Origin of the sequence: Bradyrhizobium brasilense, from assembly GCF_029714345.1 — a bacterium.
GTDB classification, from domain to species: Bacteria; Pseudomonadota; Alphaproteobacteria; order Rhizobiales; family Xanthobacteraceae; genus Bradyrhizobium; species Bradyrhizobium australafricanum.
On record NZ_CP121669.1, the window covers coordinates 3,094,718 to 3,115,301 of the forward strand.

Here is a 20,584-nt window from a genome sequence, read left to right on the forward strand (position 1 = left end):
CTCCATGTCTGTCGCTCTTCTCAAGGACCTTCGCGATCTCGATGTCGCCGTGATTCATCCATTCGATGCCGATGGCGAACGGCTTGTCGAGCATCTGCGCCGCATCGGGTGCATGGCGAACCTGTTGTGGCCGGTGCCGCCGTCGGTGCCGCAGGGATGCGATATCGTCTTTCTCTCGATGGAAGACGAGGCGCGCGAGGAAATCGGGCAATTGCTGAGGTCGATGCCGAATCCGCCGCCGACCATCCTCGCCATTGTGAGCTACGAGAATCCATCGATGCTGCAAATGGTGCTCGAGAGCGGGGCGTTGTCCGTGATCGAGCGACCGATCAAGCCGTTTGGCTTGCTCACCAATCTCGCCATTGCCCGCAATCTCTGGCTGCAGCGGCAACGCCTTTTGAAGGAGGCGCGCAAGTACAAGAGGAAGGTTCTCGGCGATCAGAAGATCGCGCGCGCCAAGGCGATTCTGATGGCGGCAAACAATTTGAACGAGCGGGATGCCTACGCGAAGTTGCGTCAGGAGGCGATGGCGCAGCGTCTTCCGATCGACGAGATCGCGAACGCGGTCATTAATTCCGAAACGCTCTTGCGTTAGATAAAAAACGATGCTTGTATCCGGCAACATCTGAAACAGATGTTCCTGGCGCATCCCCTCAATCCTTGAGGCCATGTTCTAGGTGTGTAGCGCGCAAGCCGCGTTACACTGCGGCGATGAAGCCCGCCCAGTCCTCTGACCGAGGATGGTGCGGGTTTTTTGTTTGCCTGCTGACAAGGCCGTCAGCCCATTCACCTCGAGATGATCGTCACGTCGACATGTTTGTTCGACCGATGGCGCTCGCCTTGATCCCGGCGGGTGCTGGCGGAAGTTCGCCGGCGCGGGACGAAGGGAGACGGATGTTTTTCCGCTTTCATCGACTTTTGGAAACAGGGGAAGTTCTATGAACGTAAGTCGCCGTCATCTTCTGAAAGCCGCCGCGCTCGGCTCGGCCAGTCTTGCCGCGCCGCAGATCGTGAGCCGTGCCTTTGCCGCCGAACCGATCAAGGTCGGCGCGCTCTATTCGCAAACAGGCAATCTGGCCGTGGCGGAGAAGCTTCTCGCCAACGGCGTCTCGATGGCCGTCGCCGAGATCAATGCCGCGGGCGGCGTGCTTGGTCGTCCCGTCGAGGTGGTCGTCGAGGACGGCGCGTCCGATCCGAAGACGTTCTCCGAAAAGGCCTCCAAGCTGATCGTCAAGGACAAGATCATGACGGTCTTTGGCTGCCACACCTCGGCGAGCCGCAAGGCTGTGCTGCCGATCTTCGAGAAGCGCGGTGCAATGCTGTTCTACCAGACCCATTACGAAGGCTTCGAGTGCTCGCGCAACGTGATCTATTCCGGCGCCGTGCCGAACCATCAGCTCGCGAACTACATCCCGTGGATCGTGAAGACCCTGGGCAAGAAGAAGTTCTTCATCGTCGGTTCGAACTACATCTACCCGCGCGAGATGGCCAAGGTCTCCAAGAAGCTGATCGAGGCCGCAGGCGCCCAATGGGTGGCCGACGAATATCTCGAGCTCGGCCATTCCGAGTGGGCGGTCATGGTGAAGAAGATCAAGGAGTCGGGTGCGGACGTGGTGCTGTCCAACGTCGTCGGCGACTCCATCATCGCATTCTACCGGGAATTCAAGAACCAGGGCATCTCGCAGGCCGAGATTCCGATTTGCGCGACGGTGACGTCGGAAATCGAGATCGCGGCCATGGGCGCGGACTATGCCGCCGGCAGCTACACCTCGTTCCCGTATTTCATGTCGCTCGACATGCCCGGCAACAAGAGCTTCATCGAGCGCTTCCGCAAGTTCGTCAACGATCCGAAGCAGGTCACCTACCATTCGTTGGAAGCCGCCTATTTCCAGGTGTTCCTGTGGAAGCAGGCGGTGGAGAAGACCAAGGATCTCAGCGCAGAGGGGATCCGGACCGGAATCGCCGGCGAGAGCTACGAGGCGCCCGGCGGCAAGGTGACGATCGATGCCGACAATCTGCATTGTTGGCTGACCCCGCGCATCGGGCAGTGGCAGGCGGACGGCCAGAGCAAGGTGGTCGATGCCTATCCGCATCCGATCAAGCCGCTTCCGTACTTCGCGTATGGCGAAACCGAATCGAACCTCTTCTGCACCTCGAAGGGGCTCGATACGTCGAAGCTCAAGATCTGAGCTCATCACTCAACCCGTGAGGCGATCGCCGCCTCACGGACCCTCGCAGCGACAGGGCTGGATTGCGGTACGCCTCATGATCGACGTTCTTTTCATCGGCCTCAGCCTGGGCTCGATTCTACTGCTGGTCGCGCTCGGTCTTGCGATCACCTACGGCGCCATGGGCGTCATCAACATGGCGCATGGCGAGATCGTGATGGCGGGGGCCTACGTGGCCGTGCTCTCCGGGATCTGGTTGAAGACCAGCTTCTATGTGGCGTTACCGCTCGCATTTCTGGCCGCTGCAGCCCTTGGCTGGATCATCGAACGTCTGGTGGTGAGCCGCCTCTACGGACGGCTTCTCGATACGCTGCTCGCGACGTGGGGAGTCTCCATGCTGATTCAGCAGGCGATCCGGCTCGAGTTCGGTTTGACGTTCCTGGGAATCCACATCGACGGACTGGGGACCGGCCTGCAGAACGTCGCAGTGCCTGCTGAACTTCAGGGGGCGGTCAACATCGCGGGCGTCGAACTCAATGCCTATCGCGGCTTCATCGTGCTCGTGACCGTGGTGCTCACGGCGCTGACCTGGTTCATCATGTATCGGACTTCGCTCGGGATGAAGGTCCGCGCGATCATCCGCAACCCGAAAATGGCGGCCGCGTGCGGCATCGACGTGAGGAAGGTCAATGCGCTGACCTTCGCTTACGGTTCGGGATTGGCCGGTGTCGCCGGCGTCATGATGTCCGGGTTCAAGGGGGTCTCGCCCGATCTCGGCTCCAGCATGGTCGTGGACGGCTTCATGGTCGTGGTCACCGGCGGGCTTGGAAGCCTCGTCGGCACGATCATGGCGTCCGGACTTCTGGGCGAGACCAATGCGCTCGTCGCCGTGGCGACCAACGACATCCTGGCGCGTGCCGTGGTGTTCGCGGCCGTAATTCTCGTCATCGTTCTAAAGCCCGAAGGGCTCTTCTCGTTCAAACGGCGCTGAGCTCCATGACTCTCGATCGCAAGCTGACACTTTGCGCCTACGCGCTGTTCATCGCCGCAATTTTCGCGGTGCCGCTGTTCGTTGACGAATTCGGACTGAACCGGATCGCCAAGTTCCTGGTCTATGGCATGCTCGGCATCGCGATCGCGCTGTCGTGGGGTTATGCCGGTATCCTCAATCTCGGGCAGGGGCTCTTCTTCGGGCTCGGCGCGTACATGCTGGCCATGTCGTTGAAGCTGGCGAGTCCGACCAGCCTGCAGCAGGGCGCGGACAAGCCGGTGCCGGACTTCATGCTCTGGAATGCGGAGCCCGGGGCGCCGACCGACCTGTGCTGCATCAACAAGGCGTCGTTTCTCTGGCTGCCGTTCCAGCACCAGAGCGTCGGGCTCATCATGGGAATTGCGCTGCCGGTGATCGTGGCGGCGCTGCTGGGCATCATTGTATTCCGCAAGCGGATTGAAGGGCCCTTTGTCTCGATCATCACGTTGGCTCTGGTGCTCCTTGTCCGGCTCGTGCTGGTGGATGCGCAGCCGGTGACGGGTGGATTTAACGGGCTTACGGACCTCGCCTCGCTCGAGATCTTCGGCTTCGAGTTCGATCCTTACAGCAAGGGCACGTACTGGCTGGTCGCGAGCATCCTGACCGTGACCCTGGTGGCGACGCGCCTGATCGTGGAGACCCGGGCCGGTCTGGTGTTGCAGGCGGCGCGGGACGACCAGCGGCGCGTTCGCTACCTCGGCTTCGATGTCTCGCTCTACCAGACGTTCTTCTTCTGCGTCGCGGCGGCGATCGCCGGGCTGGCGGGAATGCTCTACGTGATCGTCGCCCAGTTTGCCTCACCGACCTTCATGGATCTTGCGTTCTCCGTGACGATGGTCGTCTGGGCCGCCGTCGGCGGCCGCGCCTCGATCCTGGGGGCGTGTGTCGGAGCAATCCTGATCAACATGATGGAGGCCGGTATCAGCGAAACGGAGGCGCTGGTCGGAGCCTGGAAGGCGATCATCGGCCTGGTGTTCGTGCTGACCGTCCTGTTCCTGCCTCGGGGGCTCGGTGGGCTCCTGCATGACCTGATCGGGCGGTTCGGCGCGGTCGCGCGCGGCAAGCCGCGTGTCGCACATGTTCCAGCGTCCAACGCGGCCGTCACCGAAGCGAAGGAGGCATGAGAATGTCGGCGGTCGCGATCACGATCGACGGGCTTGGCGTAAACTTCGGCGGCTTCAAGGCGGTCGACAACGTTTCGCTGACGGTCGACGACGGGGAGCTTCGCGTTCTGCTCGGTGCGAACGGCGCCGGGAAAACCACGCTGATGGATCTGGTCAGCGGAAAGACACCGAGCACGGAAGGCCGCGTCTGGGTCTACGATACCGAGATCACAAACTGGCCTGAGCACCTGATCGCGCGTGCAGGTATCGGCCGGAAATTTCAGATCCCGAGCGTCTTTCGCGACCTGACCGTGAAGCAGAATCTCCAGGTCGCGAGTTGCCGACGCACCAGCGTGATGGCGAACCTCGGTTTCGGCCATCCGGCGATCGCGCGCGAGAAGGTCGACCGCGCGATCGAGCTGATCGGGCTCCGTGACCAGATCAATACTGCCGCGGCCGATCTCAGCCATGGCCAGACCCAATGGCTCGAGCTCGGAATCCTGATGGTTCAGAACCCAAAAGTGATCCTGCTGGACGAGCCGACAGCCGGCATGACGCAAGCGGAAACGATGCGAACCGCGGAGATCATCAACGGCATGAAGGGGCAGCACACGATGCTCGTGGTCGAGCACGATATGGGCTTCGTGCGCGAGATTGCGCAGCGGATCACCGTTCTTCATCTCGGTCGCGTTCTGGCCGAGGGCGGGATTTCGGAGATCGAAGCGAACCCGAAGGTCCGCGCGGCCTATCTCGGATCAAAGGGGTTGTCGTGACGCTCCAGCTTTCCAATATCGACAGTTTCTACGGCCGTAGCCACGTTCTCCACGGCTTGTCGCTTACCATTCCGGCGGGACAGGTGACGAGCGTCGTGGGCCGGAACGGCACCGGCAAGACGACGCTTTTGAAGACAATCATGGCGCTGACGGATCACGCCGACGGGCGGATCATCCTCAATGGCGAGGATCTGTCGGCCAGGCCGACGCATTTGAGGGCCGCCGCCGGGATCGCCTACGTCCCACAGGGGCGCGAGATCATCGTGGACTTCACGATACGGGAAAACATCCTGATGGGCTGCTTTGCCCGCCGCGACGGCAAGCGTGTGGTGCCGGACTTCATTGGGGAGCTGTTTCCCTATCTCATCGAGAACCTCGACCGGCGGGGCGGCTTGCTTTCCGGCGGGCAGCAGCAACAGCTCGCGATCGCCCGCGCGCTTGCAGCCGACCCGAAGGTGTTGCTGCTCGACGAGCCGAACGAGGGGATCCAACCGTCGATTGTCGAGGAGATCGAGCGCATCATCGTTCGCCTCAATCGCGAGATGGGGCTCACCGTCGTCCTCGTCGAGCAGAACATCGACTTCGTTCGCTTTGCGTCTCACAGCTTCGCGATGCTCGAGAAGGGGCAGATCGTGGCGTCTGGGCCGATCGCCACTCTCACCGACTCGCTCGTTCACGAGCACATGGCCGTCTGACGGCATCCTCCGGAGTACATCAATGACGATACCCACGAGCTACCGCGCCGCAACGGTTCAGTTCGAGCCGACCATGTATGAGAAGGAGCGCAATATCGAGCGTCTGCTCAAGCTCTGCGCTGAGGCTGCGGCCGAGGGAGCGCGCCTGATCGTCACGCCCGAGATGGGGACGACGGGGTACTGCTGGTACGATCGCGACGAGGTCAAGCCGTTCGTCGAGACCGTGCCTGGCCCGTCGACCGACCGTTTCCAGCGGATTTGCGAGCAGCATGATTGCTACATCGTGCTCGGGATGCCCGAGGTCGATCCCGCGACCGAGCTCTACTACAATACGGCCGTCCTCATCGGACCGAACGGGATCGTCGGCCGGCATCGCAAATCGCATCCCTATATCGCCGAGCCCAAATGGGCGGCGAACGGCGACGTCGCGCATCAGGTCTTCGATACCGAGCTCGGTCGGATCGGAATGCTTGTGTGCATGGATCTGCACTTTTTCGAGACCGCACGCATCGAGGCGGTCGCGGGCGCCGACGTGATCTGCCACATCTCGAACTGGCTGCAGGAGCGCACGCCTGCGCCTTACTGGATCAATCGGGCATTCGAGAACTCATGCTACGTGATCGAAGCAAACCGTTGGGGATTGGAGCGTACGGTACAGTTCTCGGGCGGTAGCTGCATCATCGAGCCGGATGGTCGCGTCGCGGTGTCGATCGATAGCGGGGACGGCATCGCTTATGCGCAGGTCGATCTGGGCAAGTCGCGCAAGCGGGAAGTGCTCGGTGAGAAGGTGTTCGAGAAACGGCGCCCGGAGCTCTACCCGGAGCTGATGACCAACAGTTTTACCTGGAATCCGGGAGACTTTTTCAAGCTCTACGGCTACCAGCCCATTCCAAAGGGGAAGCTGTCGCAGCTCGCGGTCGTGCAATTTTCGCCGGCAGACGATGTTGCTGCAAACCTGGCGACCATCGAGCATCGCGCCCGCGATCTTGTCGCAGCTGCCAAACCCGACATGATCGTGTTTCCTGAGTTGTCATTGACCGGGTTGACCGATCCGGCCGCGCGCGCCGAGGGAGTGGAGGGGCCCGCCGTCAAGGCGTTGACCAGGATCGCCATGAAGCTGCGAACGTATATCGTTGCCGGTCTTGCCGAGCGCGATGGCGATGGCATCTACAACACGGCGGTCCTTGCGGGGCCCGAGGGCCTCGCCGGGAGCTATCGCAAGATCCACCTCGGGAACGCCGATATGGGATGGGCGACGGCGGGCGACACATGGAAGGTCTTTGATCTCGCGTTGGGCCGGGTCGGCATCGCCATCGGCCACGACGCCCTCTATCCCGAGGCCATCCGCTCCCTGGCGCTTCGCGGATGCGATATCGTCGCTTGCCCGTCGGCGATCGCGGGCGTCTTCACTGGATCGCACGCGGGGACTGCCATCCCGCACAACTATCCGATCCCGAAAGGCGCCGATCCCTATCATTGGCATGCGTTCCGCACGCGCGGCGGCGAGAACAACGTCTATCTGGCGTTCGCGAACGTGTTCGATCCTCCGCGCGGCTTCCTGGGGGCGAGTGCGGTGTTTGGTCCGGACAATTTCGTCTTCCCGCGGCAGGAAACCGCGATCCTCGATCAGGAAGAGGGCGCCGTCGCCACCATCGATACGAGCAATCTCGATACGCCGTATCCGACCAATATCGTGCGACGGAAGGATCTCGTTGTGATGCGCTTGCCACATCACTACTTGCCACTTGTGACGTGGCACCAGTAGCAAAGTGGGAATGATCCTTTCGATTTCCTGCGACAGATGTCGCTTTCGCTCGATGGAAGCCCGAGATCTGTCAACATTCCTCTGCGTAAAGCTCCGCTCGCCATGCACGCTCACGTCCCAATCTCAGGCGTTAGTTGTTGAAGAACTGTTGGCACTAGACGTCTCCCTAACTGATCCAGCGCCGATAGTGCGCTGTTGCGCCCGTGCTCCAGCGTGACGTCGTGACACTCGTGCTCGAAGTGGGTGCCTTGCCGAGCGGGAACGGCGTCGCGGGCCAACGCGACGCCGTCGTCTACATCGAGGGCCGTGGCTAGAACTTAACCGTAACGCCGCCGTAGACGGTCGATTCAGTGCAGGTGTTGGTGCTCTGGCCTGTAGCGGCGATCGTGCAAACGCCGGGTGCGGCGTTATGGTCGAGGCCGAACTTGTTCTGCCAGTAGCGATAGGCGACCCATCTGCGGATCCGGCTAGTTTTTCCAAATGCCCATTGAAATCGCTGAATAATCGAGCGGATTTTGATTCCACCATTCTGAATTTGCTCAAGCTGCGCGTTGGTACTGAGAATCCAGGAGCTTACGGTAGCTTCGATTGCTCGTTTGGAAGCCAAGCATTTTCAGAAGCATCGCTCTGCCGGCAACCATGAGCTGACCTCGCATTTCGGCAGCGCAAAGACCCACGATTTCGCTGTCTCTTGATCAGCGGCTTCTTCGAGGTGTGCCCGACTGGCGAGCGACAAAAGACGCCCGCTTCGCTCACCGTCTACCCAAACGATCTGTCTCACACCGTCGGATAATTGTTGCGCTCGAGCCTGCGCGCGAACGAAAAGTGCACCTATCTGGTGCGGTCGTCGCGCTACGGGCAACGAGAACCGAGTAAGATATTGATCCTCTTGGTGGGTCCGGCAGGACTCGAACCTGCAACCAGACCGTTATGAGCGGCAGAATAGCGATCAGCTTCGTCGCCTTTGCCGCGCATTCGGTCGCTTCTGCTCGCGTTCGTTACGTTTTGATGATGTCGCTCCCGCTTTGGTCGCCAGCCAGCGATCAGTCAAAACGTCTCGGTAACCTTGCTCAGGCGAGGGGGACGATCCGGGTCAAATCCGCGCGCGCATGCCGCCTGCTCGATCATCCGGTAGGCCGGAACGAGCATGGTGATCGGGTCGGTGGCGGGGTCATCCTCGACCAACCAAGGCAGCGAGCCATGCGGTCCGCCGCAGAGATGCAGCGCGATCTTTTGCTCACGCAATTCCTCTGCCAGTGCGTCCACCGTGGCCGCCGTTTCATCCATGAGGCGCATCATGACAACTGGCGTGCGCGATGATAGCGCGGCACGTGGCCCATGCTGCAGCTCGGCGGCGCTCAGTCCGATCGAAGGCAGGCGCATGATTTCCGAAAGCTTGAGCGCGATCTCCCTCGCCGAGCCCAGGCCCAGGCCCCGAGCCGCCACAAACACAGCTGATGCCTTGACGAGATCATCGGCAATCTCCGACCAGTCGAGCGCCAGCGCGCGGTGCAGGCGCTCGGGCAGCCGGTCGAGGGCTGACCGCAGCGCACGATCTTGCGCCAGTTCGGCAACCAGTCCGGCACTGGCGGCCATCGAGCCGATCACGGTCTTCGTGGCCGCTACGGAGTGTTCTTGGCCGGCTTCGATCGGAACGACGAATTCCGCTTCGTCAGCCACCGGCGACGACGTCGCATTGACGATGGCAATCGTGCGTGCGCCCGAGGCTCGTGCCGACCTGGTCGCTGCGACGAGATCCGGGCTGCGCCCCGATTGCGAGATTACGATGAACAGCGCATCGCGGAGCATCAAAGGTGTGCGAAATGCCGTGATCACCGAGGGAGCACTTGCTGAAACGGGAAGGCGAAGCCGCGTCTCGACAAGATATCTCAAGAAAACACCGGCATGCCCGGAGCTTCCCCGACCACACACGACGCACAAAGGGGCGGAGTCAATCCCAATCCGCTGTGCGATGTCGCGCAGGGCGGGTCGGCTGCGAACAATGTTAGCGGCAACATCCGCGCTTTCCCCGATTTCGCTCGCCATCGCGGATGTCGTCACGGCTCAACCACTCCGCCTCGGCCGCGTCCCGCCGCTCCCTTTGGGAGTCGGTCACGATGCGAGTCACGATTCTTGGCAAGCTCGACAAACACTTGCCGAAGGTTGCCGTCACAGTTCTCCAGAAGGGTCTCCGCATCAACCCTGTCGACACCGAGCGCCAGAAGGACTGCAATCTTGATGTCTCCCTCGGCCTGCTCGAGCGAGCGTGCCGCGTGCGACGGATTACAGCGCGCGATTTGCGCCACCATGGCCTCGGCGCGCCGCTTCAGCTTGGCATTGGTCGGCGGCATGTTCACCATCATGCCGCGATATACCCGGCCAAGGCGCAGCATGATCCCCGAGGAGATCAGGTTGAGCACGACCTTCTGCGCGGTGCCCGCCTTCATCCGCGTGGAGCCGGCGATCAGCTCTCGGCCGGTCTCGACCAGGATCGGAAACTTTGCCAATGCCAGCAGTGCGGTGCCGGGATTGTTGGCGACACCAATCGTTACTGCATCGAAAGACCCTGCCTGCTGCAGCGCCGCGACCGTGAACGGCGTTGTGCCGCTGGCGGCTACCGCAATCACCACGTCGTGCGGCGTGAGCCGTGCGGCGCTGATCTGCGTGACTGCATCATCGACATCGTCCTCCGCGCCCTCGATGCTGGTCACGAACGCGCTGTCACCGCCGGCAATGACGAAGCGGACGCGCTCGCGGGGCCAAGCGAAGGTCGGCGTCAGCTCGGCGCCGTCCTGGACCGCCACGCGGCCTGACGTGCCAGCGCCGACATATACAATGCGTCCGCGGTCGCCCAGCACCGTCTTGGCCGCTTCGGCTGCCGCGGTGATCGCGGGAAGGGCGTGGCCGATCGCGGCGACCGCCGCAAGCTGGCCCTCCCACATCGCTTCCATCGCTGACGTCAGCGACCATGCATCAAGGTCGGTAAATCTGGGATCGACTTCTTCGGTGGCCATATCGGTGATCCAAGCACCATCAAACGCGGAACTTCGAAGCCTGTTCATGGTCAGTTTCTCTCTTGGGCGGGTCCAGCTTGCGCAGGTCGAGCCGCCCTCGGGCCACAAGCAGCGCGCCGGCCGCTGCGTCGGCGTCAGGACGCCTCAGGCGAGCGCGCAGGTCAGGCGTTAGCCAGGGTGTAATCGCATCCGCGAGCCCGCCCACCAGCGCGAGCCGGTCAATTCCTTTAGCCAGGAACAGATCAAGCAGATCGCCAATGGCATCGGCCGCGCGTTCGACAATGCGGCGGCCGACCGGATCGCCCTGATTGGCGTGCCGCATCACGGTCGGCGCGAACGCGGCGTAGTCGGTGGCCCGAGCTTCTTCAGACCACGCCACGGCCTGATAAGGATCTTGATCGAATGCGCCCAGCACCTCTGCAAGCAATGGTGTCAGCTCGCCGCGGCGATCCGCGGCCCGCAGCGCCAGTCGAACGACCTGCAGGCCAATGTCGGCGCCGCTGCCTTCGTCCGAGACCGGGAAGCCGTAACCGGCGATGCGGATCTCGCTGCCGCCAATCAGGCCGACACCCACCGAGCCCGTGCCGGCCACCACGATGGCCCCGTCCGCGCCGCTATGGGCGCCGAGACAGGCAGCTAGGCCATCGCTGATGAAGATAACGGACGCAAAGGGATGCGGGATCTCCTTGAGCGCCGCTTCCGCGCCCCGGCGACCAATGCCGGCGAGGCCAATTCCGGCGTGCATCCGCGCGAAATCCTCGCGCGTCAGTTCGGACTGTGCGGCCGCCGCTTCGGTGGCCTCCATGATGGACCGCCAGGCCCTGTCGAAGCCAATCCGGGTCGTGGCAGGCCCCGAGCTCGCTTCACCGAGTACCCTGCCGTTTTCGTCCTCGATCCGGGCGCGGCAGCGGGTTCCGCCCCCATCGATGCCGAGATAGGTGGTACCTTTTGTTTCCATGAGAAGTTAACGCAAGGATTTAGCTCCGGGTCCCTGAAGCCCGTTGTGTACATATAGGGACCTGTACAGCACGGGACTCGCCTCACGAGTCCGTGATTGCCATTCTCGGATCAGCACTTATGGGCCAAGCTGGGTCTTCCGTGGTTTTCTCGATTGCTGCGCAGCACATCTTTGACGGTGCCGACATGCGCGGGCCGGGGTTGGTCAGGATATCGCAGGGGCGGATCGAAGGCATTACCGAGGAAGCGCGCGCCTCGATCCACCTTCCCCGAGATGCGATACTTGCACCCGGATTCGTCGATGTTCAGGTGAACGGAGGCGGCGGCGTTCTTCTCAACGACCAGCCAACGGAGGCCGGCGTTCGCCGCATCGTCGAGGCGCACCGCAAGGCCGGCACCACGGGCTGTTTGCCAACCCTCATCACCGATCGAAGCGAGGTCATCGAACGATTGGCTGTAGCAGCTCAGGCGTGCCTCGAAATTCCTGGCGTGCTCGGCTTTCATCTGGAAGGTCCGGCCCTCAACAGGTCTCGCAAGGGCATTCATCCGGAAGCCGAGATACGCGTGCCCGATCGGCGCGATCTCGCCGCCATCAAAAGCTTCGGGGACCGCGGTCGCTCCATGGTGACCTTGGCCCCGGAATGCGTGCCCGCGTCCATGATCGATGAATTGATCGGCGCCGGATTGCGTATCGCGGCCGGCCACAGCGACGCCACCGCAGCCGAAATCGGGCAGGCGGTCGATCGCGGTGTCTCGGGGGTGACCCATTTGTTCAATGCCATGTCGCAGTTGAACGCCCGAGAGCCGGGCTTGGTGGGCGCCGCGCTGGGAGATGACCGGTTGTTTGCAGGGATCATCTGCGACGGCATCCACGTTGACCGCGCCGGCTTGCGTGTTGCCTTGCGCTGCAAGGGACGCGATCGATTGATGCTGGTTACCGATGCCATGCCATTGGCGGGCACGAGCGACCGGAAATTCCTGCTAAAGGGAAGGGAGATCACGTTGCATGACAATCGCCTGACTGACCGGGATGGCACGCTCGCGGGCGCTCACCTCACCATGATCGAGGCGGTGCGCAACGCTGTTGCGCTTATCGGAATCTCCCTTGTCGATGCTCTTATCATGGCTTCCCGGACGCCCGCGGCATTTCTGGGCCTTGGGTCCGAGCTTGGACGGATCGCGCCCGGATACCGCGCGGATCTTGTCGCCTTTAATCCGAACTTTGAGGTCGTCGGTACATGGATAGGCGGTGTTGGTTCGATGGGCGAGGCGAACAAGGCTTCCGAGCGAGGTTAGATGCGCAACCAGCCCATCGTCGTGCAGAAATATGGTGGTGCCTGCCTTGAAACACCGGCGAAGATTCGCGCGGTTGCGCGCAGTCTCGCCGACCTGCACGGCCGTGCGAAAGGCACCTCTGACCGGGAAAAATGCGCCTTGTCCCTTCATCCTTCCAAGTAAGCTGTTGCAATCGCAGCAAATGCGAACGCCCTCCGAGCGCACCATAATTCCAAAGCGGGGACACGACGTCGCTCTTGGCTTCACACTGGCCAAGCATCCAGGCTTGAGAACTGGTGAGAAATTGCGCGAAGTCATTTGCCATGAGGCGCGCGTTGCGCTGGTTAGTCAATGTTGCTGACGGTAATTCCCCGGAATTGCTGGCGCGCCAAACCCGGTCTGGGATGCCTCATTCAACGCATCCGGTTCTTGTCAAGTCAACGTCCGCCCCTGCACTCGCATCGAACATATTTGGAGATGATCATGCGTAGCATAGCCTTGATGATTGCATTCGTGATCTCGTTTACCGCACCGGCGTTAGCTCAAAAAGCCGAGATCGAGGCCATCAATGCGAAATGGATTGAATTGTTCAACAAGGGCGACTTCTCGGGAGTTGCGTCACTCTACAGCACGGATGCGACCGCATTCCCGCCAGGTACTGCGATGGTTCACGGCCGATCAGCCATCGAGGCAATGTGGAAAAGCATGGCGGAACAAGTTGGCGATCCGAAGCTCGCAACCCTTGACGTTAAGCCCCTTGGCCCATCCGCGGCGCGCGAGATTGGTACGTTCGCCCTCAAGACCAAAGGACCGACACCGAAGGATGTGACTGGAAAGTATGTCGTGGTTTGGGAGAAGGTCGGCGATGATTGGAAGCTGACCACCGACATCTGGAACGAGGGCAACTAGGCATCTCTGTTCATTGCTGTGCTTTGCGCCAAACGCGGCTTTATGTTGAGTTGGCTGTTGCACGGTCGAAGGCGCGCGCGATCGGGGCCCCATGGCATCGCTTGGCAGCGCCCAGCTTTCGCCGGAGCCAATGTGTTAAACTGGCTGAGATGTCTCGCGATCGGTGCTTCCATTTGCAGATGTGCCTTCGCAGGTCTCTGCAATGTGCTACCCTTATCCCTATTGGCCATAGGTATACCATGACAGGTATTGCAGAGTGGCTGGCATCGATCGGTTTGGGAGAGTACGCCGATCGTTTCGCAGAGAACGCTATCGACCTCTCGGTCGTCGGCGATCTCACGGAGCAGGACCTCAAGGACCTCGGCGTCCTGCTTGGGCACCGGCGCAAGATGCTGCGCGCGATTGCGGCACTTGAGGATGATGTCGCTGCATCGGACCAAGCGGCTGCCAAACCAGCGCCGCGAGACGGCGCCGAGCGGCGCCAAATCACGGTCATGTTTTGCGATCTGGTGGGCTCGTCCGCACTTTCGGCCCGGCTGGACCCGGAGGACTTGCGCTCGATAATCGGCGACTATCACGCCTGCATCGCTGAGGTTATCGCCCGGAGTGAGGGCGTTATCGCGCGCTACATGGGGGATGGCGTGCTTGCCTATTTCGGCTACCCCCTGGCGCACGAGGACGATGCCGAGCAGGCGACACGTGCGGGGCTGTCACTGGTCGATGCCGTGGCCAACCTTCAGACAGATATCGGCACCAAGCTGCAGGTTCGCGTTGGCATCGCTACCGGTATGGTCGTCGTGGGCGATCTGATCGGCGAAGGCGCCGCCAAGGAGCAGGCGGTGATCGGTGAGACACCGAATCTGGCTGCTCGTCTGCAGCAGTTCGCCGAGCCCGGTACGGTGCTAATCTCCGAGAGTACGCGCCAGCTCACCGAAGGATATTTCGAATACTGCGATCTTGGCTCGATCGCGCTGAAAGGATGGGCGGAGCCAATACCTGCCTGGCAGGTGCTCGGGACGACTGGAGTCGAAAGCCGCTTTGAGGCTCAGCACAGGACTCGATTGACGCCCTTGATCGGGCGAGACGAGGAGATCGAGCTGCTGTTGCGGCGCTGGCAGCACGCCTCTTCGGGCGAAGGTTGCGTAGTGGTTCTAACTGGAGAGCCAGGTATCGGTAAGTCGCACATCGCGCTGGCGCTTCAAGAGCGGCTCCAAGCCGAACCACACATTACGGTCCGCCATTTCTGCTCGGCGCACCATACCAACAGTGCGTTGTATCCGTTCATCGACAATCTCGAACGTGCTGCCCGGTTCGAAAGAGGCGAAGCGCCGACGGACAAGTTTGCCAAGCTTGAAGCTCTGCTGTTGCGGTCTGGCGCCGACGCAGATCGTGTGGTGCCGGCTCTAGCAAACCTTCTGTCGCTGCCGGTCAGTGACCGCTACCAGCTGCCCGAGCTCAGTCCGCAGAAACGCAAGGAGATGACGTTGGCGGCATTCTCGGCTCAGCTCGAAGCGTTGGCGGCGCGGCAGCCAGTGTTCATCATCTTTGAGGATGCCCATTGGTCGGACCCGACTTCGATGGAGCTGCTCACGATTACACTGGAAAAGGTACCACGACTCCGAGTGCTGCTGCTCATCACCGCGAGACCAGAGTTCACGCCGCCCTGGCCTGGTCATGCACATGTGACGACCGTCTCGCTTACACGGCTGAACCGGCGCAACGGGGCGGCCTTGATCGAGCGCGTCACGGCAGGCAAGACGCTCCCGGAGGAGGTCTTGGACCAAATCCTCGCTCGCACCGACGGCGTGCCCCTGTTCGTCGAGGAACTGACCAAGGCGGTGCTCGAAACCGGCTTGCTGCAGGAGCGAGACGACCACTACGTGGTCAGCGGTCCGCTACCCTCGATGGCGATTCCAACGACATTGAACGCATCACTGATGGCTAGGCTCGACCGATTGGCCCCCGTGAAGGAAGTTGCTCAGATTGGCGCAGTTGTGGGGCGCGAGTTCTCGTACGAACTGCTGAGCGTGGTCGCCAAGCTGCCAAGGCAACGGCTTGAGGAGGCGCTTGCCCAGTTGGTTCAGGCGGAGTTGATATTCTGCCGAGGCGAGATACCCCGGGCGGTCTACACCTTCAAGCATGCGCTCGTGCGGGACGCTGCCGAAGCGGGACTTCTGAAGAGCCGACGCGCAGCGCTGCATGCCGCCGTCGCCAACGCTTTCGAGCAACGATTCCCGGAAATTGTGGAGTCTCAACCCGAGACTCTCGCACTCCACCTTACCGAGGCGGGATTGTTCGAAAAGGCGGGAGAATATTGGCTCCAGGCAGGCAAGAAAGCGGCCATGCGCTCCGCCAACCTCGAAGCGATCGCACACTTGCGCAAAGGCATTGAGGTCTCGGCCCATTTGGCCGACGGTGCGCTTAAAGACCGGCTGGAGCTCGATTTCCAGTACGCGCTCGGGCCCTGCCTCATTGCCACCCAGGGGCCGGCCTCGCCCCAGGCGGTGGCGACCTTTGCGCGAGCGCGCGAACTGTGCCAGCGGCTCGGAGATCCCCCCGAGCGACTACAAATCATGTTTTGGTTGACCACCGCGAGCGTCATTCGCGGCGAGTTGCCGGTCGCCGAGGAAATGATCTCGGTGTTGCTCGATCTTGCGGAGGGTCGGGGCGATCGACCAACGTTGCTCAACGCGATGCGTGGGCAAGGGATGATACGCCTTTTCATGGGAAATCTCGTAGGTGCCCAGGAGGTGATCGAACGGGCCTTCGAAGCGTTCGAAGCGAGCAGCGAGCATGACAGATTGGCGGCGCGTGCTGCCGGCCAGGATGCGGGTGTGGCCGACCTGGCTCTGATGTCATGGGCGCTCTGGCTGCAGGGCCGTGCTGATACGGCACTCGCGCGTGTAAATGCCGCCCTTCAGCGTGCCGACGTCATCAGTCATCCGCATTCGCAGGCCTATGGATGCTATTATGCATCCATTCTCCACGCTCTTCGGGGTGACTTCCGAAAGGCACACCGCTATGCCGATCGTTGTCTCGCCTTGTCCGAAGAACTCGGATTCCGGCAGTGGCGAGGATTGGCTCGCGCCATCCGGGGGATAAGCGCCACCTTCCTTGATCCTTCGTCCGCTGCGCTCGAGGAAATCCGCACGGCGATGAACGAATATCGCGGCGCGGGCTATCAGCTTGGCATCACAGCACTGTATGTGCTCCTGAGTGCCGCTTTGTTGTCGAGCCATCAAAGCGAAGCCGCGCTCGAACTGATTGAGCAGGGTCTCGCTACAACCGGCCGCAATAGCGAACGGATATTTGAGGCCGAGCTCTATCGATTGAAGGCGCGCGTATTGCTCGTCCGCGATGCACCGGAGGCCAGCACCGATGCACGATCACTGCTCGATCACGCATTGACAACTGCAAAAAGCCAACGCGCCAAGGCCCTTGAACTTCGAGTAGCAGTAGACCTCGCCAACTTGTGGATCGATCAGGGCAGAACCAGCGAAGCGCTCGACCAGCTCGTGCCCATCTACGGCTGGTTCGTCGAGGGTCTTGAAACGCAGGATCTGAAGCAGGCAAAGGCAGTACTCAACCGACTGCAGTAATTCCGCCTCGACTGCGGATATTGGAGCTTGGCTCAGCAGGCCGGCCTCAAGGCTGCTTTACCTTGCCGTTACGCAGCCCGCCTTCGACATTCGTGATATGCCTCCTTAACCTCTCGCCATCCCGCCTCATCGCTTTCCGCAGGATTCTCATTTATGAAATGTGGCCCGTCATGCGGCGGACGTTTTCCGTGTTCGTAGTATGCCTTGATTGCTTGTTCAGCAGCGATCCTTCCCAACTTTCTCCCGCTGTCCAGGTTGCTGTGGTTCCATTTGAAACTGATGTGCCCCGGCACATGAATCTCGACGATTGTGCCCTTCCACGGATGCTCTCCGGATTTTGGCTTGTCGTACCGCACGTGGTATTTGAAGAGCTTGACATCATCTTCGCCAACGGTCGCTGCGAACAATTGGCAGAGATTTGCCAGGGCATCGTGAAGGTTTTCCGGTTTGCGGACTTGCTTTGAATCGACGATCCTGCTCACCCATATCTCGTCCAGCTCATCGCCTGGCTTATGGTGCTCCTGGAGCAAGCTCTCGAAGTTGACCGTATCGACCAGTGCTCCTTCGCAGTAGGTAACTCCGTCGATCTCTACGGTTTCTTCCACGAAGGGAAGGGCTGAACACGCACATAAGCTGGATGCGCTGATAGGCACTTTGTACTCTTTCCCGTCGACCTTCTTGTTCTCATCGACCTTCTTGGGCATTGGACGGTTGGAAAACAACGCGAGTTTATGCTCATCGAGATTCCAGGCGTTGTGGAATATGAATGGCTTTTCGGGTCTTCCCAGCGCGTCGAAATTTATGCTCTTCATAAACTGGCTGTGTGGATAGTTAATCCTGGAGAGGCCGGTGACTTGGGACAGATACATCATTGACGTGAGGTAACGAACGAAAGGATTTGGTGCCAGCACCTGATTAAGAACCCATCTGTTTACGTCTCCCTCATCCGGGCTCGTGAACTTCTTCCCGCAGTCCGTGTCGGGCTGTTGAGCGAACCAGAGCGACATGGATTCCCTGAAGGCATTCGCGACCCTGTTTGGGTCCCACAAATCCTTATAGGTATTGGGATCTGCGACGAAGTTGGTCAGAGCCTTGCCGATGCTTTCCCAATCCGGGCCGAACACCGTGTTTATGGGAAAGCGCCTATAGCTTTCGTCGTCTCGAAACACGCCATTCTTGAAGAATTGATGGGTCTGTTTCGCCCTGTCTTTATTGTCAACGTTGTCAAACTGATTGTAGACGATCCCAACCCAGGCGCCGATGCAGGACAATGCCCACACGTCAAAGGTTATACCTGCGTTGGCAAGAGCTTCCAGAACTCCAATGTGCAGCCCTGCCGCCGGACCACCACCGCCGAGCGTAATCGCCCTCTTCACCATTGGTTCCTCCATCAAATTTTTGCATGGCTTATTCTCTGATCAAGCTTCTGAACCGCGTAAAACTAAAAGACTGGTCGTTTGCTGGGTCCGCGGGCTTTCGGCCGCACCGAATGCCGTTGAATCCAACTCGACAACTCATCGATCGCAGCGTTGCGAAACACGATACGTGCGACGGAACGGTGGACGTCGAGGTTCGGCGCCTTCTCGAGCCTGCTGATCGCGCTGGGCGCACGCCGGCCAAGAACTCGAGCAAGCGTATCGCGGTCTGGCCCGCCCATTTGTGAACCAATTCACGGAAGATATTTATCGCTGATGTTAGTGGGGGAGATGTTGTCCAATTGTGGCTTCCGCTTCTGGCCCATCGCGACATATTGCGCTGCCGCACGAACTTGGTCGCTATAGGAGCAAAGCGGACGTAGTCACCAGTCACATGAGGCCGTCGGATTTATAGGCCACTCTATACGATGGGCAGGCCGAATGTGCCGCATGGCAGGCTCAATCTCTTCAGACAGACGGGTCTTCTTTGGCCCAGGGGCCGCGCGGAGGATAAAGCACGTCCAGCCTGTCGCAGACCTTGGCCAGACTGTTCCCGGTGATTCCGAATTCCTCGGCCGGCCGGATCCATTCACCAACATCAGCGCCAAGGCGTGGCGAGATCCCCCCTAACCTTCGCAGATCAGCCGCCTTCGCTTCTGGCAGATGCCCAGCTCGATACGTGTATAGGCCTGACGAACAAAATAAGCCGGGATTTCGAGAGGAAATCCCTGCCTAGACTAGAGCAACGTGACACCTGAAGTGCGTCGCCAAGGCAAATGGCGATCCAAGCGCCGTCGGCGAGCTTGCAGCGATGCTGATTTGACAATAGCAGAACAAGATCTTGCCGATGGAGAAACGTCAATTCTGTGTCCTGGTTTCGGACAGCAGCCAGTCGCGGAATGCAGCAATCTCCGGCCTGCCAACGTCGGTTTCGCGGCCGACGAGGTGGTAACTGTCGGCGGTTCGTACCACCAGCGGATGGATCGCCAATAGTCGTCCCGCTTTGAGATCGTCCTGGACCAGTTCCAGATGCGCCACCGCGATGCCGAGCCCGTCGATCGCCGCTTGATAGGCTAGCGAGGAATTGCCGAACGACAGTCCTTCGCGAAAGCTCCCGGGTGTGACGTCCGCCGCCTCAAACCAGATCCGCCAATCGTGCGGGCGCTTCATTGAATGAAGTAACGTGCGGTCGAGCAGCTCTCGTGAATCGTGCACGGGTGGATGCTTGTTGAATTCGGCGGGGCTACAAACCGGCAGCAGCTCGATCGGAAACAGCGTGTCGTAACGCACGCCGGGCTTTGGAATGGCGGGAGTCTGAATGGTGAAGTCCACCTCGCCAGCGCTCACATCGACGAGATCGTTGGCGATCGTGACCTGCACATTGATGCTTGGGTAAAGGGTATGGAAGCGCGCGAGCCGCTTGACCAGCCATTTCATCGCCACCGTGGGAAACAGCCGTATCCGCACCACGCGATTCTGCTTGTCCCGGCGGCTGACCTGGGTCGCGAGTTCGATGCGATCAAAGGCTTCGGCAATGGCCTGCGCGTACTGTTCGCCCTGCGTCGTCAGCTTGACGTCGCGTTGATTGCGGACGAACAGGCGCAGGCCAAGGAAGGCTTCGAGTTGGGCGACATGCCGGCTGACGGCGCCCTGCGAGACGTTGAGTATTTTGGCGGCGTGGGTGAAGTTCTCGGAGCGGGAGGCGACCTCGAAGGCGCGAAGTGCATTCAGCGGGGGCAATTTTCGGGCCATCAGCGCCTCCCACTGAGGGCTGATCGCGTCCGCGCCGCATTCTCTGTGTTGCTCTGAAGATAAGTCATCGTCGTGATGAGTAAATTAGCATACTCGGCCCAAAGCATTCCGCCTATTTTGCCCGCATAA

17 protein-coding genes are annotated in these 20,584 nt (G+C 60.7%); 11 read left to right on the forward strand and 6 right to left on the reverse strand.

Annotated elements, in window-relative coordinates:
* Nucleotides 1-4: 4 nt before the first annotated feature.
* The 7 genes from QA635_RS14265 (at nucleotide 5) to QA635_RS14295 (ending at nucleotide 7,534) form a co-directional block, all read left to right on the forward strand.
* Nucleotides 5-595 carry an ANTAR domain-containing response regulator gene (locus QA635_RS14265; protein ID WP_283069789.1) on the forward strand — a complete coding sequence of 197 codons (591 nt, stop codon included), beginning with the start codon at nucleotides 5-7 and terminating at the stop codon, nucleotides 593-595.
* Nucleotides 596-938: 343 nt separating this feature from the next.
* The gene (locus QA635_RS14270; protein WP_283069790.1) at nucleotides 939-2,189 is read left to right on the forward strand and encodes a transporter substrate-binding domain-containing protein; all 1,251 of its coding nucleotides are present in this window, start codon (nucleotides 939-941) and stop codon (nucleotides 2,187-2,189) included.
* Nucleotides 2,190-2,265: 76 nt separating this feature from the next.
* Nucleotides 2,266-3,159, forward strand: coding sequence for an urea ABC transporter permease subunit UrtB (urtB, locus tag QA635_RS14275; RefSeq protein WP_253607646.1), 894 nt, complete (start codon nucleotides 2,266-2,268; stop codon nucleotides 3,157-3,159).
* A gap of 5 nt (nucleotides 3,160-3,164) precedes the next feature.
* Nucleotides 3,165-4,322 carry an urea ABC transporter permease subunit UrtC gene (gene urtC, locus QA635_RS14280; protein WP_283069793.1) on the forward strand — a complete coding sequence of 386 codons (1,158 nt, stop codon included), beginning with the start codon at nucleotides 3,165-3,167 and terminating at the stop codon, nucleotides 4,320-4,322.
* A 2-nt stretch (nucleotides 4,323-4,324) separates the two neighbouring features.
* On the forward strand, nucleotides 4,325-5,074 hold the full coding sequence (urtD, locus tag QA635_RS14285; RefSeq protein ID WP_283069794.1) for an urea ABC transporter ATP-binding protein UrtD: 750 nt from the start codon (nucleotides 4,325-4,327) through the stop codon (nucleotides 5,072-5,074).
* The gene (gene urtE, locus QA635_RS14290; protein ID WP_283069795.1) at nucleotides 5,071-5,769 is read left to right on the forward strand and encodes an urea ABC transporter ATP-binding subunit UrtE; all 699 of its coding nucleotides are present in this window, start codon (nucleotides 5,071-5,073) and stop codon (nucleotides 5,767-5,769) included. Before urtD ends, urtE begins: the two co-directional genes overlap by 4 nt.
* A 22-nt stretch (nucleotides 5,770-5,791) precedes the next feature.
* Nucleotides 5,792-7,534 (forward strand): nitrilase-related carbon-nitrogen hydrolase, encoded by a 1,743-nt coding sequence (locus tag QA635_RS14295; protein WP_283069796.1) that lies wholly within the window; start codon nucleotides 5,792-5,794, stop codon nucleotides 7,532-7,534.
* A 310-nt stretch (nucleotides 7,535-7,844) separates the two neighbouring features.
* Here the strand turns inward: QA635_RS14295 and QA635_RS14300 are convergent, their stop codons facing one another.
* From QA635_RS14300 to QA635_RS14315, 4 genes are all read right to left on the reverse strand, one after another.
* Nucleotides 7,845-8,141, reverse strand: a complete 297-nt coding sequence (locus tag QA635_RS14300) for a hypothetical protein (protein ID WP_283072213.1) — start codon at nucleotides 8,139-8,141, stop codon at nucleotides 7,845-7,847.
* A gap of 440 nt (nucleotides 8,142-8,581) precedes the next feature.
* Entirely contained in the window at nucleotides 8,582-9,580 is a 999-nt protein-coding gene (locus QA635_RS14305) for an SIS domain-containing protein (RefSeq protein WP_283069797.1), read from the reverse strand.
* A gap of 11 nt (nucleotides 9,581-9,591) precedes the next feature.
* Nucleotides 9,592-10,548 (reverse strand): N-acetylmuramic acid 6-phosphate etherase, encoded by a 957-nt coding sequence (locus QA635_RS14310; RefSeq protein WP_283069798.1) that lies wholly within the window; start codon nucleotides 10,546-10,548, stop codon nucleotides 9,592-9,594.
* A 19-nt stretch (nucleotides 10,549-10,567) separates the two neighbouring features.
* Nucleotides 10,568-11,506 carry a glucosamine kinase nucleotide-binding domain-containing protein gene (locus QA635_RS14315; RefSeq protein WP_076834256.1) on the reverse strand — a complete coding sequence of 313 codons (939 nt, stop codon included), beginning with the start codon at nucleotides 11,504-11,506 and terminating at the stop codon, nucleotides 10,568-10,570.
* A 119-nt stretch (nucleotides 11,507-11,625) separates the two neighbouring features.
* Here QA635_RS14315 and nagA point away from each other — a divergent pair, with 119 nt between their 5' ends.
* The 4 genes from nagA (at nucleotide 11,626) to QA635_RS14335 (ending at nucleotide 17,288) form a co-directional block, all read left to right on the forward strand.
* A complete protein-coding gene (gene nagA / locus QA635_RS14320; protein ID WP_425249186.1) occupies nucleotides 11,626-12,801 on the forward strand; it encodes an N-acetylglucosamine-6-phosphate deacetylase in 1,176 nt (391 codons plus the stop codon).
* Nucleotides 12,802-12,963, forward strand: coding sequence for a hypothetical protein (locus QA635_RS14325; protein ID WP_283069801.1), 162 nt, complete (start codon nucleotides 12,802-12,804; stop codon nucleotides 12,961-12,963).
* 300 nt (nucleotides 12,964-13,263) lie between these two features.
* On the forward strand, nucleotides 13,264-13,689 hold the full coding sequence (locus tag QA635_RS14330) for a YybH family protein (protein WP_092083088.1): 426 nt from the start codon (nucleotides 13,264-13,266) through the stop codon (nucleotides 13,687-13,689).
* Nucleotides 13,690-13,928: 239 nt separating this feature from the next.
* A complete protein-coding gene (locus tag QA635_RS14335; RefSeq protein WP_283069804.1) occupies nucleotides 13,929-17,288 on the forward strand; it encodes an AAA family ATPase in 3,360 nt (1,119 codons plus the stop codon).
* Nucleotides 17,289-17,356: 68 nt separating this feature from the next.
* Here the strand turns inward: QA635_RS14335 and QA635_RS14340 are convergent, their stop codons facing one another.
* Both QA635_RS14340 and QA635_RS14345 read right to left on the reverse strand, forming a co-directional pair.
* Nucleotides 17,357-18,667 carry a patatin-like phospholipase family protein gene (locus QA635_RS14340; RefSeq protein WP_283069806.1) on the reverse strand — a complete coding sequence of 437 codons (1,311 nt, stop codon included), beginning with the start codon at nucleotides 18,665-18,667 and terminating at the stop codon, nucleotides 17,357-17,359.
* A gap of 894 nt (nucleotides 18,668-19,561) precedes the next feature.
* The gene (locus QA635_RS14345) at nucleotides 19,562-20,455 is read right to left on the reverse strand and encodes a LysR substrate-binding domain-containing protein (protein WP_283069808.1); all 894 of its coding nucleotides are present in this window, start codon (nucleotides 20,453-20,455) and stop codon (nucleotides 19,562-19,564) included.
* Nucleotides 20,456-20,584 lie beyond the last annotated feature (129 nt).

What these genes read in the sequence shown, in the direction of transcription:
- QA635_RS14265 (WP_283069789.1), top strand. Translation starts at nt 5, where the DNA reads ATGTCTGTCGCTCTTCTCAAGGACCTTCGCGATCTCGATGTCGCCGTG.
- QA635_RS14270 (WP_283069790.1), top strand. Translation starts at nt 939, where the DNA reads ATGAACGTAAGTCGCCGTCATCTTCTGAAAGCCGCCGCGCTCGGCTCG.
- urtB (WP_253607646.1), top strand. Translation starts at nt 2,266, where the DNA reads ATGATCGACGTTCTTTTCATCGGCCTCAGCCTGGGCTCGATTCTACTG.
- urtC (WP_283069793.1), top strand. Translation starts at nt 3,165, where the DNA reads ATGACTCTCGATCGCAAGCTGACACTTTGCGCCTACGCGCTGTTCATC.
- urtD (WP_283069794.1), top strand. Translation starts at nt 4,325, where the DNA reads ATGTCGGCGGTCGCGATCACGATCGACGGGCTTGGCGTAAACTTCGGC.
- QA635_RS14295 (WP_283069796.1), top strand. Translation starts at nt 5,792, where the DNA reads ATGACGATACCCACGAGCTACCGCGCCGCAACGGTTCAGTTCGAGCCG.
- QA635_RS14305 (WP_283069797.1), bottom strand. Translation starts at nt 9,580, where the DNA reads ATGGCGAGCGAAATCGGGGAAAGCGCGGATGTTGCCGCTAACATTGTT.
- QA635_RS14310 (WP_283069798.1), bottom strand. Translation starts at nt 10,548, where the DNA reads ATGGCCACCGAAGAAGTCGATCCCAGATTTACCGACCTTGATGCATGG.
- QA635_RS14315 (WP_076834256.1), bottom strand. Translation starts at nt 11,506, where the DNA reads ATGGAAACAAAAGGTACCACCTATCTCGGCATCGATGGGGGCGGAACC.
- nagA (WP_425249186.1), top strand. Translation starts at nt 11,626, where the DNA reads ATGGGCCAAGCTGGGTCTTCCGTGGTTTTCTCGATTGCTGCGCAGCAC.
- QA635_RS14325 (WP_283069801.1), top strand. Translation starts at nt 12,802, where the DNA reads ATGCGCAACCAGCCCATCGTCGTGCAGAAATATGGTGGTGCCTGCCTT.
- QA635_RS14330 (WP_092083088.1), top strand. Translation starts at nt 13,264, where the DNA reads ATGCGTAGCATAGCCTTGATGATTGCATTCGTGATCTCGTTTACCGCA.
- QA635_RS14335 (WP_283069804.1), top strand. Translation starts at nt 13,929, where the DNA reads ATGACAGGTATTGCAGAGTGGCTGGCATCGATCGGTTTGGGAGAGTAC.
- QA635_RS14340 (WP_283069806.1), bottom strand. Translation starts at nt 18,667, where the DNA reads ATGGTGAAGAGGGCGATTACGCTCGGCGGTGGTGGTCCGGCGGCAGGG.
- QA635_RS14345 (WP_283069808.1), bottom strand. Translation starts at nt 20,455, where the DNA reads ATGGCCCGAAAATTGCCCCCGCTGAATGCACTTCGCGCCTTCGAGGTC.